This is a genomic window from Dysgonomonas sp. Shenzhen-Wh21 (assembly GCF_043392705.1).
GTDB lineage: Bacteria > Bacteroidota > Bacteroidia > Bacteroidales > Dysgonomonadaceae > Dysgonomonas.
In genome coordinates this window covers 1-18,320 of the sequence record NZ_JAIXHZ010000036.1, presented here as the reverse complement: position 1 = coordinate 18,320, position 18,320 = coordinate 1, and the positions used below count along the sequence as shown (strand labels likewise).

At 38.1% G+C, this 18,320-nt stretch carries 18 protein-coding genes; 7 read left to right on the top strand and 11 right to left on the bottom strand.

Translation table 11 applies throughout. From position 1 onward, the window contains the following. Positions 1 to 133: 133 nt before the first annotated feature. The 3 genes from gap to LDB17_RS01730 form a co-directional block, all read right to left on the bottom strand. Positions 134 to 1,138, bottom strand: coding sequence for a type I glyceraldehyde-3-phosphate dehydrogenase (gene gap / locus LDB17_RS01740; RefSeq protein WP_006842178.1), 1,005 nt, complete (start codon positions 1,136 to 1,138; stop codon positions 134 to 136). A 268-nt stretch (positions 1,139 to 1,406) separates the two neighbouring features. Next, positions 1,407 to 2,276 carry a 23S rRNA pseudouridine(2604) synthase RluF gene (rluF, locus tag LDB17_RS01735; RefSeq protein ID WP_252638237.1) on the bottom strand — a complete coding sequence of 290 codons (870 nt, stop codon included), beginning with the start codon at positions 2,274 to 2,276 and terminating at the stop codon, positions 1,407 to 1,409. Between the two features lie 241 nt (positions 2,277 to 2,517). Then, entirely contained in the window at positions 2,518 to 3,531 is a 1,014-nt protein-coding gene (locus tag LDB17_RS01730; RefSeq protein ID WP_252638238.1) for an NAD(P)-dependent oxidoreductase, read from the bottom strand. A 183-nt stretch (positions 3,532 to 3,714) separates the two neighbouring features. Between LDB17_RS01730 and rpmB the strand changes: the two genes are divergently transcribed. The 7 genes from rpmB (at position 3,715) to LDB17_RS01695 (ending at position 8,388) form a co-directional block, all read left to right on the top strand. After that, entirely contained in the window at positions 3,715 to 3,954 is a 240-nt protein-coding gene (gene rpmB / locus LDB17_RS01725; protein ID WP_006842175.1) for a 50S ribosomal protein L28, read from the top strand. A 17-nt stretch (positions 3,955 to 3,971) separates the two neighbouring features. Further along, positions 3,972 to 4,160 (top strand): 50S ribosomal protein L33, encoded by a 189-nt coding sequence (rpmG, locus tag LDB17_RS01720; RefSeq protein WP_006842174.1) that lies wholly within the window; start codon positions 3,972 to 3,974, stop codon positions 4,158 to 4,160. A 14-nt stretch (positions 4,161 to 4,174) separates the two neighbouring features. Then, positions 4,175 to 4,336, top strand: a complete 162-nt coding sequence (locus LDB17_RS01715; RefSeq protein ID WP_006842173.1) for a DUF4295 domain-containing protein — start codon at positions 4,175 to 4,177, stop codon at positions 4,334 to 4,336. A 146-nt stretch (positions 4,337 to 4,482) separates the two neighbouring features. Further along, entirely contained in the window at positions 4,483 to 5,436 is a 954-nt protein-coding gene (ftsY, locus tag LDB17_RS01710; RefSeq protein ID WP_252638239.1) for a signal recognition particle-docking protein FtsY, read from the top strand. Between the two features lie 3 nt (positions 5,437 to 5,439). Continuing rightward, positions 5,440 to 6,735 carry a 30S ribosomal protein S12 methylthiotransferase RimO gene (rimO, locus tag LDB17_RS01705; protein WP_252638240.1) on the top strand — a complete coding sequence of 432 codons (1,296 nt, stop codon included), beginning with the start codon at positions 5,440 to 5,442 and terminating at the stop codon, positions 6,733 to 6,735. Positions 6,736 to 6,752: 17 nt separating this feature from the next. After that, positions 6,753 to 7,043 (top strand): HU family DNA-binding protein, encoded by a 291-nt coding sequence (locus tag LDB17_RS01700; RefSeq protein ID WP_006842170.1) that lies wholly within the window; start codon positions 6,753 to 6,755, stop codon positions 7,041 to 7,043. Next, positions 7,036 to 8,388: an HU family DNA-binding protein gene (locus tag LDB17_RS01695; RefSeq protein ID WP_252638241.1), complete on the top strand. Its 1,353-nt coding sequence runs from the start codon at positions 7,036 to 7,038 to the stop codon at positions 8,386 to 8,388. The genes LDB17_RS01700 and LDB17_RS01695 overlap by 8 nt, the downstream gene beginning before the upstream one ends. Here the strand turns inward: LDB17_RS01695 and LDB17_RS01690 are convergent. The 8 genes from LDB17_RS01690 to LDB17_RS01655 all read right to left on the bottom strand — a co-directional run bounded on the left by LDB17_RS01690 (position 8,383) and on the right by LDB17_RS01655 (position 17,787). After that, positions 8,383 to 9,189: a phosphorylcholine transferase LicD gene (locus LDB17_RS01690; protein WP_252638242.1), complete on the bottom strand. Its 807-nt coding sequence runs from the start codon at positions 9,187 to 9,189 to the stop codon at positions 8,383 to 8,385. The genes LDB17_RS01695 and LDB17_RS01690 overlap by 6 nt on opposite strands. Continuing rightward, complete coding sequence (locus LDB17_RS01685) at positions 9,189 to 10,190, bottom strand: glycosyltransferase (RefSeq protein WP_252638243.1); 1,002 nt, start codon at positions 10,188 to 10,190, stop codon at positions 9,189 to 9,191. Before LDB17_RS01685 ends, LDB17_RS01690 begins: the two co-directional genes overlap by 1 nt. A 185-nt stretch (positions 10,191 to 10,375) precedes the next feature. Then, positions 10,376 to 11,251, bottom strand: a complete 876-nt coding sequence (locus LDB17_RS01680; RefSeq protein WP_252638244.1) for an alpha-1,2-fucosyltransferase — start codon at positions 11,249 to 11,251, stop codon at positions 10,376 to 10,378. An 81-nt stretch (positions 11,252 to 11,332) separates the two neighbouring features. Then, positions 11,333 to 12,121 carry a class I SAM-dependent methyltransferase gene (locus LDB17_RS01675; protein WP_252638245.1) on the bottom strand — a complete coding sequence of 263 codons (789 nt, stop codon included), beginning with the start codon at positions 12,119 to 12,121 and terminating at the stop codon, positions 11,333 to 11,335. A gap of 376 nt (positions 12,122 to 12,497) precedes the next feature. Beyond that, complete coding sequence (fucP, locus tag LDB17_RS01670) at positions 12,498 to 13,838, bottom strand: L-fucose:H+ symporter permease (protein ID WP_252638246.1); 1,341 nt, start codon at positions 13,836 to 13,838, stop codon at positions 12,498 to 12,500. A 21-nt stretch (positions 13,839 to 13,859) separates the two neighbouring features. Continuing rightward, complete coding sequence (locus tag LDB17_RS01665; RefSeq protein ID WP_252638247.1) at positions 13,860 to 15,320, bottom strand: rhamnulokinase family protein; 1,461 nt, start codon at positions 15,318 to 15,320, stop codon at positions 13,860 to 13,862. 4 nt (positions 15,321 to 15,324) lie between these two features. Further along, positions 15,325 to 15,969: a class II aldolase/adducin family protein gene (locus LDB17_RS01660; protein ID WP_252638248.1), complete on the bottom strand. Its 645-nt coding sequence runs from the start codon at positions 15,967 to 15,969 to the stop codon at positions 15,325 to 15,327. Positions 15,970 to 15,999: 30 nt separating this feature from the next. After that, complete coding sequence (locus tag LDB17_RS01655) at positions 16,000 to 17,787, bottom strand: L-fucose isomerase (protein ID WP_252638249.1); 1,788 nt, start codon at positions 17,785 to 17,787, stop codon at positions 16,000 to 16,002. Between the last annotated feature and the right edge of the window lie 533 nt (positions 17,788 to 18,320).

Here is an 18,320-nt window from a genome sequence, read left to right as displayed (position 1 = left end):
ATTAATGATATATTTAGTTTATATACTATTAGATGCAAAAACAAACAAAAAAGTTGCATTAAAGAATTGAAAGCAAACAAAAAGCCTCTCACTAATTAAAGTAAGAGGCTTTCTCTATATTTGATAACTTGTATTATCCGTTTACTTTAGCCATAGCTGCGATAAGATCAAGACATTTGTTAGAATATCCCCACTCATTGTCATACCAGCTAACTACTTTAACGAAAGTTGGGCTCAATTGGATACCAGCTTTTGCATCGAAGATTGAAGTACGAGCATCGCCAAGGAAGTCTGAAGAAACTACTTCTTCGTCTGTATATCCAAGAACACCTTTCAATTCGCCTTCTGATGCATCTTTCATAGCTTTGCAGATATCATCGTAAGATACTTCTTTAGAAAGACGAGCAGTAAGGTCAACTACAGAAACATCCAATGTAGGAACACGGAATGCCATACCTGTAAGTTTTCCGTTTAGTTCAGGAATAACTTTACCTACAGCTTTAGCAGCACCGGTAGAAGAAGGAATGATGTTACCTGCAGCAGCACGTCCACCTCTCCAGTCTTTAGCTGAAGGTCCGTCTACTGTTTTTTGAGTTGCAGTAGTAGCGTGTACTGTAGTCATCAAAGCTTCAACGATACCAAATTTGTCGTGCAATACTTTAGCGATAGGAGCAAGACAGTTTGTAGTACAAGAAGCATTAGAAACGAATTGAGTTCCTTTTACATATTTATCTGTGTTAACTCCACAAACGAACATAGGGGTATCGTCTTTTGAAGGAGCTGACATTACTACATATTTTGCACCAGCGTCGATGTGACCTTGAGCTTTTGACTTTTCAAGGAAAAGACCAGTAGATTCAACAACATATTCAGCACCTACTTCGTTCCATTTCAAGTCTGCAGGATTCTTTTCAGCAGTTACACGGATAGCGTTTCCGTTAACAACCAATTTACCGTCTTTAACTTCAACTGTTCCGTCAAATCTACCGTGCATAGTATCGTAACGCAACATATAAGACATATATTCTACGTCGATAAGGTCGTTGATACCTACAATCTGAATGTCATTTCTTTTTTGTGCAGCACGGAAAACAAGACGTCCAATACGTCCAAAACCGTTAATACCTACTTTAATCATTTTGTTTTAATTTTTATAGTTAAAAAATCGAGTATATCCAACTTAAAAGCTTTTGAGAAGATGTGAAATTATGTTATAAAACATGCTTTCTGAAAAGCTGTACAAAGTTAATATTTTTTTCCTTATCAAATAATTTTGTTTATTATTTTTAAGGGCTATAAAGCTGTTTGTTATGGTGACAATCACCTTTTTAGCCTTTTTGTAAAGTGGAGTTATCTTTTTTACACATTTCTTTTGACTAAAAAAAAGGCCCTCTGCCACCCTCTTTTTATTTTCGGGTTTTCTTCCTTACACTTGATTTCCCATTTCTCATACCACTACCGCCTTCTCTGTATCCTACCGGCATCTTTTTCTCTTTGTATGAATTAGCAGACTTGCCTTTAGTTTGAGGAGTCTTTGTTTCTTGTGGTTTTGTTTTCTTTTTCGGCGGACTCTCAGTTTTTACAGAAGATGCTGTTTTCTTACGCAGTATTTCCAATTCTTCTTTTGTAATATTACGCCATTGACCAACTTTTATATTACCCAACTTTATATGCATTATTCGTATGCGCTCGAGCCTCACTACATTATATCCGAGATATTCGCACATACGCCGTATTTGGCGGTTCAGTCCCTGTCGCAATATAATATTAAACGAATGAGTCCCGGTTTTAACCACTTCACATTTACGAGTAACAACTCCTAGTATTGGCACTCCGCCTTGCATCTTTTTAACGAAATCCTCATTTATAAGCTTATCCACAATTACATGGTATTCTTTTTCATGATTATTGTCGACACGCAGCATCTTATTCACCATATCTCCTTCATTGGTCAGGATTATAAGACCTTGCGAATCCTTATCAAGCCTCCCTATCGGAAATATCCGTTCGTCATGTCCCACGGCATCAATAATATTATTGGGCTCATCCAAATCTGTCGTACTTACAATTCCGATCGGCTTATTGTAAGCAATAAAGACAGGCTCAGTATTACAGGTAACTGTCTCTCCATAAACTTTCACTTCTTGCCCGGCCAGCACCTGACTTCCGATAGAAGCTCTTTTTCCATTAATTGTAACACTCCCCTGTTCTATCAGTTTATCAGCCTCTCGTCGCGAACAATAACCGCTATCGCTGATATATTTATTTATACGCATTTACTTTATTTAAGATGTTTTTGTTAGAAACAATTTGAGATATTTTTTCGAAGTTATAAGACCCACGATAGAAGAATCAAAAAGATTAGTGACACATATTTTACAGATATAGATAAACTAAGATGTGCCAGATAAAAAGTAGGCAACCCCACTTTACACATTAAATATTTTCAGGTCTACTTATCTTTTTCAACATAAACCTCTATGTAAAGTTACACATTTTTAGAGATAAAAGCTAATTCTACAACCATCCATTTTCTTTATACCAACTCACAGATTCTTCAAGCCCATCCTTCAAGTTGTATTTAGCAGTAAAACCTAGATCGTTTACAAGAGGGGTTATATCACACTCCCAATTGCGTTGTTTCATTATTATATATTTATCTCTATTTAAGGTAGAAGGCTTCTTCGTTATCCTAGAAATACTTTCTGCCACTACAGAAACAGCCTTCAATATACACAAAGGAACTTTAAGACTCAACACGTGCTTCTTTTCTATAACTTGCTTTACCAACTGCGTATATTCCTTGTCTGTATATACATCTCCGTCGGCTACAAAATAAGCTTTATTCTTGAGTTCCGTCTTCAGCGCAAGAAATACGGCATCCACCAAATCTTTCACATATATAAAAGTCAGGTGTTGTGACTTAAAACCCGCACCCACATCAAGACCGGATTTGACAGTCTTTATCATCAGAAAGTAATCCTTTTCTCGAGGCCCATATACACCTGTAGGACGCAATATTATATAAGGAAAATCGTCCATCGAGCGCAGATAACATTCTGCTTTCAGCTTACTCTTCCCGTATGCCGTATTAGGATTCGGCGTATCGGTTATCTTAATAGGAGTATAATCCTCTTCATCTCCTACACCAAAAGCACTGAGACTGCTCATCAATACAAATTTATCGGGAACAGCTTCTACTTTTCGCAATGCATCGATAAGGTTGGCTGTATATCGAAAATTTATTTTATCAAAATCTTCGGCATCTAAACATTTAGTGACTCCGGCATTGTGTACGACATAATCAAACTTGCCATATTTCTCTTTAAAGTCAGATAACTGCTCTTTCAATTTATTTTTATCCCCAAAGTTCAGGTCTAAAAACTGAATACGATCATCCTTCAGATACTCACGACTGCTGCTTTTACGCACGCCTGCCCAAGTTTCATACCCTTCCTCCAAAGCCTTCTCGACAAGAAAACTCCCTATAAAGCCACTGGCTCCTGTAATCAAAATACGTTTGGTACTCATATCGAGAACAAATTTACAACAATCTGCGTATTCCTTACATTTTCAAAATCAATTAATTTATTTATTGCGTTTAGTGTAACTTTAACCTTTTAAATATTTGTAGGTTTGAAAAATATAACTAAATTTGCAACCCGATTTTGCACGATAAAACTAAAAAATAAACATATAATAAATACAATAGCAATGTCCAAGATTTGTCAAATTACAGGAAAGAAAGCTATGGTTGGCAATAATGTTTCTCACTCAAACAGAAAGACTAAGAGAAAATTTAATGTCAATCTTTTCAGAAAAAAATTCTACTGGGTAGAAGAAGATTGTTGGATCAGCCTGAATGTTTCTGCTGCCGGTCTTCGTACAATCAATAAAATTGGATTGGATGCTGCGCTTAAAAGAGCGGCTGAAGATGGTTTTTTGAACGCATAAATTAGGAGGATCAAGAAATGGCTAAAAAAGCAAAAGGAAATAGAATCCAAGTGATACTTGAGTGCACAGAGCACAAAGCAAGTGGTATGCCAGGCACATCACGTTACATCACTACAAAGAATAGAAAAAATACTACCGAAAGATTAGAATTGAAGAAATACAATCCTGTTCTTAAGAAAGTTACTGTACATAAAGAAATAAAGTAAAAACAATATAAACCATGGCAAAGAAAGCAGTAGCAGGTTACCGCGACGCTTCATCGAAAGACGGTCGTAACTATGCAAAAGTAATCAAAATGGTAAAATCTCCTAAAACAGGAGCTTACACATTTAAAGAAGAAATGGTTCCGAATGAATCAGTAAAAGACTATTTCACGAAATAATCTTGTTAAAAATATCTAAAAAACCTCCTTCATTTTCATGTGGGGAGGTTTTTTATTATCCATTTCGTAGCTTTGTATAGCAGGAAATAAGCCTGTTTTAACATTAAACAAGTATGCGATAATTACTTGATAATAAAGAGTAAACTATGGGACTATTCGATTTCTTTTCGAAGCAAAAAAAAGAAACTCTAGATAAAGGTTTGGAGAAAACCAAAGAATCTATGTTTTCTAAACTATCACGTGTTGTAGCCGGCAAATCGAAGGTAGACGATGACGTATTAGATGATTTGGAAGAAGTGCTTATCACTTCGGATGTAGGAGTAAACACTACATTAAAAATCATAGAAAGAATAGAGAAAAGAGTTGCAAAGGATAAATATATCAACACAGATGAACTAAATTCAATTCTTCGGGAGGAAATTGCTCATCTGCTAACAGAAAACAATACCACAGATACAGAAGGCTTCTCTACACCCGAAAATTACAAGCCTTATGTGATAATGGTTGTCGGAGTAAATGGTGTTGGGAAAACAACGACAATCGGGAAATTAGCAAATCAGTTTAAGAAAGCAGGCAAATCAGTTTATTTAGGAGCTGCGGATACATTCCGTGCTGCTGCTGTAGAACAATTGGTTATTTGGGGAGAAAGAGTTGGCGTACCTGTAATAAAACAGGCAATGGGCTCCGATCCTGCATCAGTTGCTTTCGACACGCTGAGCTCTGCTAAAGCAAACAATGCGGATGTGGTAATCATAGATACTGCCGGACGCTTACACAACAAGGTTGGCCTGATGAACGAACTTACCAAAATAAAAAAGGTAATGGAAAAGATTGTTCCCGAGGCTCCCCATGAAGTTCTGCTTGTGCTTGACGGCTCAACAGGACAAAATGCTTTTGAACAAGCCACTCAGTTTACAGCCGCTACCGATGTTACGGCTTTAGCTATCACAAAACTAGATGGTACGGCAAAAGGAGGTGTAGTCATCGGTATTTCCGATCAATTTAAAATTCCGGTAAAATATATTGGATTAGGAGAAGGAATCGACGACTTGCAAGTTTTTACACGCAAGGAGTTTGTCGACAGTCTTTTTGGAGCATAAAGAATGAAAAAAAACAGAATCGATGTTATAACACTGGGTTGTTCTAAAAATCTGGTGGATTCAGAGCTGTTGATGAAACAGCTTTTAGCAAATGGATATACAGTAAAGCACGACCCCGATAAACCGGAAGGAGAGATTGCTGTAATCAATACTTGCGGATTTATAGGGGATGCAAAAGAAGAATCCATAAATATGATTCTTGAATTTGCAGAAGCAAAAAAAGCAAGAAAACTTAGTAAGCTTTTTGTGATGGGATGCCTCACCGAAAGATACATGGACGAGCTGAAAGCCGAGATTCCGGAGGTAGATAATTTCTATGGTAAGTTCAACTGGAAAATGCTAATCTCTGATTTGGGAAAATCATTCAAGCAAGATATAGCCTTGGAGCGAAGCATAACTACTCCAAAACATTATGCTTATTTAAAAATATCGGAAGGATGTAACAGAACTTGTTCTTACTGCTCAATTCCTATCATGACGGGCAAGCACCAATCACGTCCGATAGAAGAGATAGAAGAAGAAGTTAGGAATCTGGTAGCTACGGGTGTAAAAGAGTTTCAGGTGATAGCGCAAGATCTGTCATTCTATGGATACGATAATTACAAGCAAGCCAAACTCCCCGAACTGATCGAACGTATTTCAAAAATAGAAGGGGTGGAATGGATACGCCTCCACTATGCATATCCGGCAAACTTCCCTTACGATCTGCTAAGGGTGATGCGAGAAAACGATAATGTGTGCAAATATCTGGATATAGCTCTACAACATATTAGCGATAATATGCTAACTAAAATGCGACGCAACATATCCAAGCAAGCCACATACGACCTGATGAAGCGCATCCGAGAAGAAGTACCGGATATACATCTGCGTACAACATTAATGGTAGGTCATCCGGGCGAAACAAAGAAAGACTTTGAAGAACTATTGCAGTTTGTAAACGATATGCGCTTCGAACGAATGGGCGCTTTCCCTTATTCGCATGAAGATGGCACATACGCATACGATAATTACAAGGACAGCATATCAGACGCTACAAAGCAAGAACGAATGGATTTGTTGATGTCGGCTCAAGAAAAAATAGCTTTCGAGACGAATGAGGAGAAAATAGGCAAAACTCTGAAAGTGGTTGTAGATAAAGAGGAGAGCGACTATTACATAGGTCGTACCGAGTACGATTCGCCGGAAGTTGATCCCGAGGTCTTGATAAAGAAAAATAAAATGCTTAATATTGGGGAATTTTATAATGTTAAGATAACTGACACCCAATCGTTTGATCTGTACGGAGAAGTTATTTAACCTTAATAGGAATATCTATGACGAACCAGGAATTAATAGCCGCACTGGCAAAACGTTTGAGCTGGACACAGCGTCAGACATCAGAAGTGTTGGAAGCCACAGTTTCTATCATCAATTCAAACCTAGAAGAAAACAACTCTGTTAATATTCAGGGATTTGGATTGTTTGAAACAAAGAAGAAGGCTGAGCGTATTTCTGTCAATCCTGTTTCGAAACAGCGTTTTCTAGTTCCTCCTAAAATCACTTTATCTTTCCGCCCCGGACAAACCATAAAAGAGAACCTCAAAAAACTTGAAATAAATGAATGACCGTCTTAGTCTACAGGATTTGATTGATCTTCTGGCTAAGAAACAGGAGATTACAAAAAAAGAAGCCGAAGTATTTCTGCGTGAGTTAATAGCTGTTATATCAGAAACGATAGAAAGCAACGAGTCTGTAAAGATAAAAGACTTTGGGACTTTTAAACTGGTAAAAGTAAATGCACGTAAAAGTGTAGATGTAAATACCGGTGAAGCTATCGAAATAGCGGCTCATTATAAACTGAGCTTCACTCCTGACAAGTTACTAAAGGAAGCTATAAACCGTCCTTTCGCCCACTTCGAGAGTGTCGTTTTAGAAGAAGGTGTTTCTTTTGATAATATAGAAAAAGACGAAACAGTAAATATAGAAGAGGCTGATGAGGAAGAAGATGTTTCTGTAGATGAAGATACAAATGAAGTCTCTCCTACCCGAACAGCAGATCCACAAGAAGTAGAGAATGAAGACTTTACGCCTGAATTAGGAAGTGGAGACACCACTATAATAGAGACAGAAAACACTGCCCCTCATACAGAGGAAGCACCATTAGAGGAAGAAGAGGTAGAGGATACAAAGATCCCTAAAGAAGAAGAGACCCAATCTGATAATGATACTATAACTCCGAGTGAAACTGAAAATATATCTGAACCACTAACCGATGAGGTCTCTGAAGAAAGAATACTAGAGTATAAGCAGAGGATTGAAGAGGCTAAATTAGCTGCTAAAGAAAAAGACCTAGAATACGAAAAGCTAGTGCAAGAGACAAGACAGGCTGCTAAGAGAAGAAAGAAATTCGTTTCCTTAGGATTCTTTATATTCCTTATTATTGCAGCATTCCTGATCGGGGGATTGTATTTCCAAGAAATTGCCAGATTCCTGACCGAAGGTCCTATTCAGAATAATAGCACAGCCATAGTTGCTGACAACCAAAATATTGATGACAAAAAAACTGATACTCTTGCCGTATCCTCCGACTCTATAGCTAAAGCGAAAGAACAAGATTCAATTGCCATTGTAACTGAGAAAACCTTGCCGAGCGAAAACTCGATAAAGCCTCAAACTCAAAAGACTGAGCAACCAACAGCCACAAAAGGAAATACACCTCTGGCAATCATAACGATAGAACCAGGTAATACCTTACGTAATATTTCACTAAAGTATTATGGACACAAATCGTTCTGTGTATATATCTATGAGGAGAACAAAGATAAAATAAAGAATATCAACAGCATACCATTAGGAACTAAACTAACCATCCCTTCTCCATCAAAGTATGGAATAAATCTTCAGGATCAAGCATCTCTAAACAAGGCAAAAGCGAAAGAAAGAGAGCTCTTCAAGACGATGGGACTATAAATATTCAACTTTAAGAAAGTGAGTTGCCCGCTTCTCTTTGGGAGGAATGATAATGTAATCGCCATATTGCTTTTTCAGATATGTTTCAGGTTCTTTCGGTGCTGAAAATTCTTTCCCTTCGAAGATAACTTTTCCTACCGGAAACATATACCCTGCATTGTGATTCGTAGAGTTTCCTATTCCATAGCTATGTAGTATGTTATCAGGTTTTGTAATGGAACAAATCCCTCTGGCTGTATATTTCAACAGCACTCCTATAGGGTATAACAACAAAGATGTTGCGTATTCATAAAAGTATGTCAGTGAGAAGAATGGCCTCCCTCTCTTCAGACGCCTAAATGCTCTTCCGTAAAAGAAGTCAACAATATTCTTCATCCACCGATAGCTTCTTTCTTCAGGAAAGATATCGATGAATATACCTTTCTCCTTATAGCTCGCCATATCCTCCTCTTCGGAATAAACAATAGAATGTCTGTCTCTCACCTTAGAGAACAACAACCTATAACTTTTTTCTTTAGGCGTTTGCAGGTACAGACTGTCCGGCAACTCATTAGGTAGTATTTTCAATAACTTCTGATAGTCGGGAAAAAGCAATTCGATATCAATATCATCATCCCAGGGAATAAATCCTCCATGCCGGATAGCGCCAAGCAAAGTACCGCCGCTTATCCAATATGGGATATTATGCTTGTCACAGATATTGGCTACAATAGATAATATATCCAACATCTTCAGCTGTAGCGTCCTTAATTCAGAACCATCAGGATTATATATTTCTCTAAGTTCTTCTGTATCTGTCATTATTTTTTTCTTAAGAAAAAGATCAATTTTATTAGTCGGCTCAATATAGCGGGATTATATTTAGCAAAAGGAGGGAATAATACTTTCCCATACTTCTTTTGCGAAATGCACAACACTGCCCAGCGAGACCAAAGAAAAGCAATCAGTGCCGACTGTAAATAAATATGCTTTATTTCATTTTGTCGAATCAGCTTCGTAAACCAATTGGCTATATCGTCAAATCGGTCAACAGGGACATCCAACTTATTCCCCAATGCATACAACTGGAAAGTTACTTTATGGCAGTATAGCTCCAATTCTGTAGGGATTAAGTCGAGTCGGCTCAACTCTCTTTTTATAAGCTCATCTTTCAGTTCGCTCTGCACTTTACTATTCAACACCGATACATTGCTGTCGTGCCATCTGTACTGGAGTAGTTCATCATCAATATTTGCAACCCTGCCGAGCTTGGCTATCCTGCACCACAAGTCATAGTCTTCCAAATGCTTATACGCCTCATCGTACTTATTCTGTTTCAGCACTTCGGTGCGAATCATCATACTCGGATGAATAAAAGAAGGGGAAAACATCAGGTTGATTTGAAGATAATCATCACTCGTCAGATTATGAATATTTCCTGTCTGCTTCCCACTATTATCAATCACCGTAGCGGCAGTGCCACACATCAGTACTTGGGGATGTGAGTCGAGATACTCAACTTGGCGCTTCAACCTATCGGGGTGACAAATATCATCTGCATCCATGCGAGCTATATATTGTCCTCCGCAATAATCAAGACCCTTATTTAGCGTTTTTATCAATTTCAGATTGACAGGATTCTTTATATAAAAAATTCGTTCGTCATCATAGTCCATAATAATAGACTCACTGCGATCGGTAGACCCGTCATTTATAAGTATCAGCTCCCAATCTTCGAAGCTCTGCGATACAATACTGTCTAATGCCTGAGACAAATATTGCTCGGCATTATAAACTGGCATTAATATCGATACTTTTGGCATAATCGGCTATTTTAATAAAAACTGTCACTTTTTGTAAAACACTCATTATAAACAGCATAATCTTACAATTATGTTAAAAGGTGACAAAAGTGACACTTTATTGTATGTTATTATACTGTTACCTTTTTCCCTCCTGAAAGACTCAACTGTATATAATAAGATAATCTTGGCACTAAAATATATTATCAGATCTTGATCCACCCTTGAGGATAAAAACAATCTAACAATTTATTTTTTTGCTCATCCACAAACCATCGCTCGGGAGCAATTACCCTTTTCTCTTCATTGTTGTTAAGCCACGCACTCCACCAACTAAAGCTACTATTGGCTATAATATTATGTTTGCACAAGCTCATCAACTGCATGTCTATATAACTGTCTTTTCCTTTATTCCAATCTATAAAAGTAACAGGAAATTCTTTAAAGTTAAGATTATCCTTTATCCAATCAAAATCCTCTGAGAAAACATAGAATTTAGGATTCTTTACATGCGCAGATATATAATTGATGGCCTTTTCGTAATAGTCTTTTTCAAGGATAGCAAAATTCGATTGTGAATTCTTATTCAGATAATCCCCTCTGCGTATATGAACGGCAATAGACTGATTTCCTGAAACCTGCCCTGCAATATCTTTATTTTTCCCGGTTAATGGATATTTGAAGGAAAAATCCTTCCGTAAAAGCTCAGGTATATTATTGAAGTATGATTCATTTTGAAAATAGCCGGACATTATCACGTCACCTGTCAAAGCTTCAAAAGTCGGTTGGTATAAGATTGCATACGTATCGGTAAACACTCCAAATCTCTGAAAAAAAGATCTGTGCTTTTGAATAAAGGGTCTGGCTTTAATTACAGCTTTTGCTTTCAGTGACGATGTTTCTACTACATCTTCTATCTTGAATAGACCCAGTTCGTAGGGACGTACCGTAGCTTGCGTTTTTTTAGAAAATGTATATAGATCAACAGACAGTGTCGTATTTAAACGAATAGCCAACGACTTGGCAGCCGCATACTGAAACATCTGATTCCCTAATCCACCTGATAATAATACTGTAACCATTCAGTTTCCATTCGTTTTACAAGTATCTGCAAAGGTATTAAAATGCTCCGACAATATGCCTGCATTCTTATTATTGTTAAATCATTTCGGGCTCTTTTCCGATAATTCTTTTTGCTTTACATATTCGCTCAGTAATATAGGGTGAGGCTGAAACTTGCTTTTCAGCTTAGACAAGCCCATATAACTCAAAGCACGTAATACTGTCCATATTTCGGACGAGGTAGAGCGAGGAGGAATTATTTTAGCAGCCATCTCTCTATCCCAAGGACGGGTAAAAAACGATAAATAATAATCATCTTGCGGATTAACAATAATATCAATCTCACCTTCCCATTCATAGCGATTTATCATAATATCACCATCGGTAAGCCATAGGAGTTTATACGGGAGCGATTGATAAGGCAAGTAATTCAGAAAAAGCTCGCCATAATTATTAAGATAGTTTCCTTCCATTTTACTTTTCTCATACATCACCAGCTTACCGTCGATATCGAGTATAATCCATTTATGAGATTTTTTAGGAAACAAAAACTCCCCTAAAAGACTGGGTGTTTCAATATATCCACGGGATGCTACCCGGGATTGCTCTTTGACAAACAGTTCGGGATTTTCGGCATGTTCCAGTACCTGATTGCAAATAACATAATCGAACTCCTTATCTTTGAATGGCAGATTTTCGCCATCAGCATTTACAAAAGATTGATGAGGAAAAATCTTCACATCTCCGCACCGATGATAATTTGTATCTACAAACTTTTCGGCAATAACATTGGAGCGAAACGAGGGATTATGCCCCGGTCCCACCTCCAGCACTTTATCAGACTTCTTAATATTTAAGTCGTTTCTGTCATAAGGAGTTCTTACTTTCATCTTTCAACGCTATTATTTGATTCCTTCCTGAAAACTAATTTTCCGGGTTATTATAAACTTAAGGTAAATAAAATATCAGTTGTAATGCTAAAGGAACCTTATATAAAGCTATAAGAACTATCATCAAATACATGAATAACAGTCGATCCTTATTTACGTTTTTCAACACTTATCTCCAACCCGTTGTGATTTTGACAAAGGTAAATAAAAGCATTCAACAACAAAGACATGAAATAAAATTTATCAGTCGATTTCTATTAATAAATTAATTCCGCCAAAAACATATTAAACGAATGAGAAAGGGACTACTCCATAGAAGATAGTCCCTTATTTAATTAAAGTAATATATAAAAACGAAAAGAGTGTTTTATTCTATTTAAGCTTTTATCCGGCTACCTACATATCCAAAAAACGATATATATAAGAAGCATATCAGCGGTATAATAAATCCGACATTCATACTTTCGGCACCTAATATCCCCATCAACGATGGAGCGATGGCTCCCCCCACAACTGTTAGTACCAAAATGGATGATGCTGTTTTTGTCTTATCACCAAGATCTCTTAAACCCAGTGCAAATATAGATGGAAACATGATAGACATAAATAAGTAACAGCTTATCAGGGCAATTATCCCAAACCGGTTGTGATTCATGATAACAAAAAACATCAGCAATGTATTTATAGCAGCACACAAGCCAAGCAAAGATCCCGGCTTCATTTTCTTCATAATCATACTTCCCGAAAACCTACCAATTGCAAATAAAGACATACCACCTAGGCCAAGTAACAAACCAGCCTGTATTTCGGTTAGTTGCAACTCTTTTACTTCTATTGCGTAATTTATAAAAAAGCTACCAATACCTGTCTGCGCTGCTACATACAAAAATTGAGCAACGACCGCCAACACAAAATGTCTTTGTTTTATCAATGGCAGATCCAGCGTTACGGTATTATTACTTAGGATTGACGTATCTTTATGATTATCCGATTTTATTTCAGGCAATTTTGCAAACAAGAAAAACACCAAAACCATAACTACCACACAACCCAATCCTACGTATGGAAACATCAAAACGGAATTGCTCGTATGATCTCCAACCGTTTCTACAACAGTTGCAACCGCGTCATTAGCACCAAGAAAAACTTTTTTAATAGCATCAACAAATAATTCGATCGTCGACCGATCCGACTCATTTTTAAATATAAGAATAGAGCCTACAAGCGGTCCTAAAATCCAACCGATAGCATTAAAAGTTTGAGCCAGATTGATACGGCTTGCTGAAGTTTCGGGCGAACCTAAAACAATAGTATATGGATTGGCTACTGTCTCAAGGCAAGTAAGTCCGCAAAACAAGATTAAGAGTCCTAAAAGAAAAGCCCAAAAAGTATTTATCTCTACGGCAGGAACAAACCAGAAAGCCCCCAATGCAAAAAGAGCTAATCCGACAACGACTCCGCTTTTATAACCAAATTTACGAGCAATTAATCCCGCAGGAATAGCCATCAGAAAATATGCCCCATAAGCCGAAGCCTGAACAGCTCCCGACTGCGCCTTTGATAGATGCAGCGAGTCTTGAAAATGCTTGTTTAACACATCCAGCAGACTATGGGCAAATCCCCACAAAAAGAACAAAGAGGTTATCAGAATAAAAGGGAACAAATAGTTTTGTCCATCTTTTCCGATAAATAAAAGCTTTTCTGATTTGGTCTTCATATTGGTCTTAAATTTGTTGTTTTACGTTATCAAATGCTCCATTCTAGTAGCAAACAACTCCCATTCTCTCGAATTCTGAGGATAATAGGTTTTAAAGTTAAAGCTGTTTTTTACAATCTGATGTCCCTCCCTTATATTTTTTATTTTTTTATCTGTTACTGCTTGCTGAATAATATTTCCGATTGCTGTAGCCTCTGTTAGCCCGGTCACAACCTCTACATTCAGAGCATCTGCAATAAATTGATTTAACTGTTCGTTGCGGCTTCCCCCTCCTACTACCGAAAGATATTTAATCGTTCTGCCGGAACACTGCTCCAATTTCTTCATCACAAAATGATATTTCACTGCCAGTGATTCGAGAACACAGCGAACCAACTCTCCTTTAGTCTGAGGTACAGATTGATCTGTCCGCTTGCAATACGATTGTATGGCATCTTTCATAGATGAGGGAATGGCAAAATCAGGATCGTCGCTATTGATAAGGCTTCCGAAAGGTTTACACTTTTCACATTCCGACAATAGGTATTGGTAAGAACATCCTTCATCATTCTTCTCCCATTCGGCTATTAATTGTTGAAGTATCCACAATCCCGAAATATTACGCATAAACAGGATCTTTCCAACCCCACCTTCGTTCGTAAATTCGTTATCCATAGCCTCCTGCGTCAAAATCGGGTTGTCCGTTTGTATCCCTAGCAGAGACCATGTTCCCGAACTAAGAAAAGCCCATTCTTCTCCATCGAACGGAATAGCAGCAATCGCACTCGCCGTATCATGCGACCCGACGGCAAATACTTTAGTATTTTGGGTATTCGTTTCTTGTGCAATATCATCGGTAAGATTTCCGACTAGAGAACAAGGCTCAATAATATTTTTGAAAAGATATAAAGGAAGATTCAACTTATCGAATAGTGACTTTTCCCACGTTCTTGTTTTAGCATTTACCAGCTGCGAAGTGGAGGCTATTGTATATTCATTATACATATTACCTGTAAGATAAAAATTTATCAGATCAGGAATAAATAATAAACCATCGCCAATAGCAAGAGCCTGAGCGTTCTGCTCTTTCATACTCAGCAACTGGAAAACGGTATTGATCTCCATTTGCTGAATACCTGTGATAGCATACATGTCTCTTTTAGAAATGATAGCCTCCGCTTTTTGAGAAACACCTTGCGTACGGCTATCCCTATAACATACGGGATTGGACAATAATCTTCCCGCTCTGTCTATCAACCCAAAATCAACGCCCCATGTATCAACAGCAAGACCCTGTAAATCATACCCCTTCTTTACGGCCAAATAAATGCTCTGTTTTACATTTTGGAATAACGACAAGAAATCCCAGCACAATGTATTTCCCAATTTTACAGGAACATTTCCAAAGCGGTAGATCTCATCTAGGCAAATACGTCCGTCCACTATTGTTCCTACAATAGCCCGTCCACTTCCTGACCCTAAATCCAGAGCCAAATACGCCATGTTATTATTTTTGTGTTTTTCCTAAAATATAAACTTCCAAATCGCGAATTTCATCATCGCTCAAGATATCATAATTTCCTTCACCTGCACGCACAATAATGCGACATGCCAGTTCGAGGAAAACCGCTTTCTGAAAAGCATCATCAAAGTCTTTTCCACACACAGCCTGCCCATGTTTACTCATCAACACGCAATCATGATCTGTCAGAGCATGTGTAACAGCATCTGCCAGCTCCTTCGATCCGGGACGATAATATGGTATAACCGCAATCTCTTTGCCGCAGTAGCAAGGAACTTCGGCAACTACATTAAAGCTTTTCGGCTTGTTTTTCATACAAGATACAATTGTCGCAAATTCTGACTGAAAGTGTAGTACCACATTCATATCCTTACGCTGACGTAAAACTCCGAGATGAAAAACACTTTCCATCGATGGCTTAGGACCATCGACACGCATACCTGTGGAGATATTGCAGATAGCGACATTTTCTTTGGTAATACGTGGCAACCACGAACCTGTACCCGAAACCAGAGCTAAATCTTTATTCACTCTCCACGACAAATTACCACTGCTACAAAGCTGTAGACGTTCTTGTCCTACACGATGAGCAGCTTCTATAAACCGTTCTATATATTCACTATTTATCATACTGTTTTTTATTGTCGAAGGTACAAAAAACTATTTATAAAGAGGACCATAAACCTGGCAAGCTCGATAATCAGCTCCTTCTTTATCCATCCCGAAAGCAGACCATGCGGCGGGGCGATAAATATCATCCGAAGATACATTATGCATACAAACAGGGATACGAAGCATAGAAGCCAACGTTATCAAATCGGCTCCGATATGTCCACTGCTGATAGAACCATGATTGGCTCCCCAGTTGTTCATCACGGAATATACATCTTTAAAATTAGGATCATCGGTCAGGCGAGGAACAAACCAAGTGGTAGGCCATCCTTTATCTGTACGCTCATCCAAAATTTTGTGTACATCCGGATCTAGATCTACAGTCCACCCTTCGGCTATTTGCAATACCGGACCCAATCCTTTTATGAGGTTCAGTCGAACCATGGTACATGGCATTCCACCACGAGTAAGAAATTTAGAAGAAAAGCCTCCTCCACGGAAATACTCACGGTTGGCAGGCATCCATGTAGTAGCATCTAAACATGACTCGGCTTCGGCTTGTGAAATATCCCAAAAAGGTTTCATTACAGGTTTTCCTGTCTCATCGCTTTGGCGACCACTCCCATCCAGAGACGCAGCACCGGAATTGATTAGATGAATCATGCCGCCTGAAGCTAAACCTTCTAACTTTTTCCCTGTCACTCGTTCTACAGCCTCAGGACTCCAATAAGTACGCACATCGGCAAAAATCTGAGCGGTATTTGTCAAAAGATAACCAAACAACATTGCCGTACCATTCAGCGAATCATTTTCTGTAGCTAATATATATGGTGCGCGAATACCTGTCCAATCGAAAGAGGAATTGAGGATAGCCTCTGTAAAATCGCCGTTAGGATAAAAATCTGTCCATTGGCGTTGCCCCTGAAAGCCTGCGGCAAGAGCATTATGCCCTAAAGCCTCTTCTCCGAATCCCATTTCTTTCAGCTTAGGATTGCCTATCATCAGATCTCGAACAATCAATGTCATTTTTACAATGAATTCCCAATCCTTATCATTTGCCGCACGATCTTTTTTCAAATCGTCCCGGTTTATCGTGTCTTTGCCTTCTTTACAGTGGGTCTTCGCCCAAGCTAAGGCTTTTTCATATTCTTCTTTATCGTATATCCCTTGTGTCATTCGGCGAATAATTTCTACCTCGTCTACACTCTCGCAACGCATACCTAAATAATCTTCAAAAAAATCGGTATTAACTACCGAACCGGCAATACCCATACACACCGAACCGATGGAAAGATAAGATTTACCTCGCATAGTTGCTACAGCCAATGCAGCTTTAGCAAAACGCAACAACTTCTCTCTTACATCGCCAGGTATTTCGGTAGTACCTCCATTCTGAACATCATGTCCATAGATACCAAAGGCAGGTAATCCTTTCTGTGCATGTCCGGCAAGGACTGCAGCCAGATAGACTGCCCCGGGACGTTCCGTACCATTAAATCCCCAAACAGCTTTGATTGTATGCGGCTCCATATCCATCGTTTCGCTACCGTAACACCAGCACGGAGTAACTGAAATCGTTATCCCCACTCCCTCTCTACGAAACTTCTCGGCACAGGCTGCACTCTCTGCCACACGACCAATTGTGGAATCTGCAATAACACACTGAATAGGCGACCCGTCGGGATAACGTAAAGTAGAGGTTAGCAAGTCTACCACACTTTTTGCCATATTCATTGTTTGGTTCTCAAGAGATTCTCGAACCCCTCCCATGCGTCCATCGATAGTAGGACGAATACCGATTTTAGGCCATTCACCTTGAAATCTTTTCCCAGCCATATATTTTAGATTTTAATGGTTTATTACTATATTTTGGTTTTATATTCAATAAATAAACAGGAGATTGTGTTTTCTTTGATTGAATTAGATTTTTAATTGTTACAAGCTTACCACCGGTTTCCATATCCTTACTATTATAAATAGGGGTGGTGATACTATAATTATATCTTAAGGAATTAAATTCAAAGACATTGAATCTAACATTAAAGAAATATCAGATAAAAAGTTAATTAGAATGAGCTTTTTTTTCATTCGGTCAGCATCCACTCTATTACAACGACTTATAACTCCAAATATATATTTCAGATACTCAACAAGCTTTCATTTTTCCGATGAATGAATAGTACTATTTCGACATTAGGCAGTTTTCATTTCGTTTTTTAGCCTCTATTTCCAGCCCTTATTATATTAATTGGCACAAACGAGAAAGCATATACAACTAATTATCAGACTATTCACCACAACAAAATCATATCCTTTATACTTTTCAAAGAGAATTAATTGCATATGAAAATAAATTTTATATGCAATTC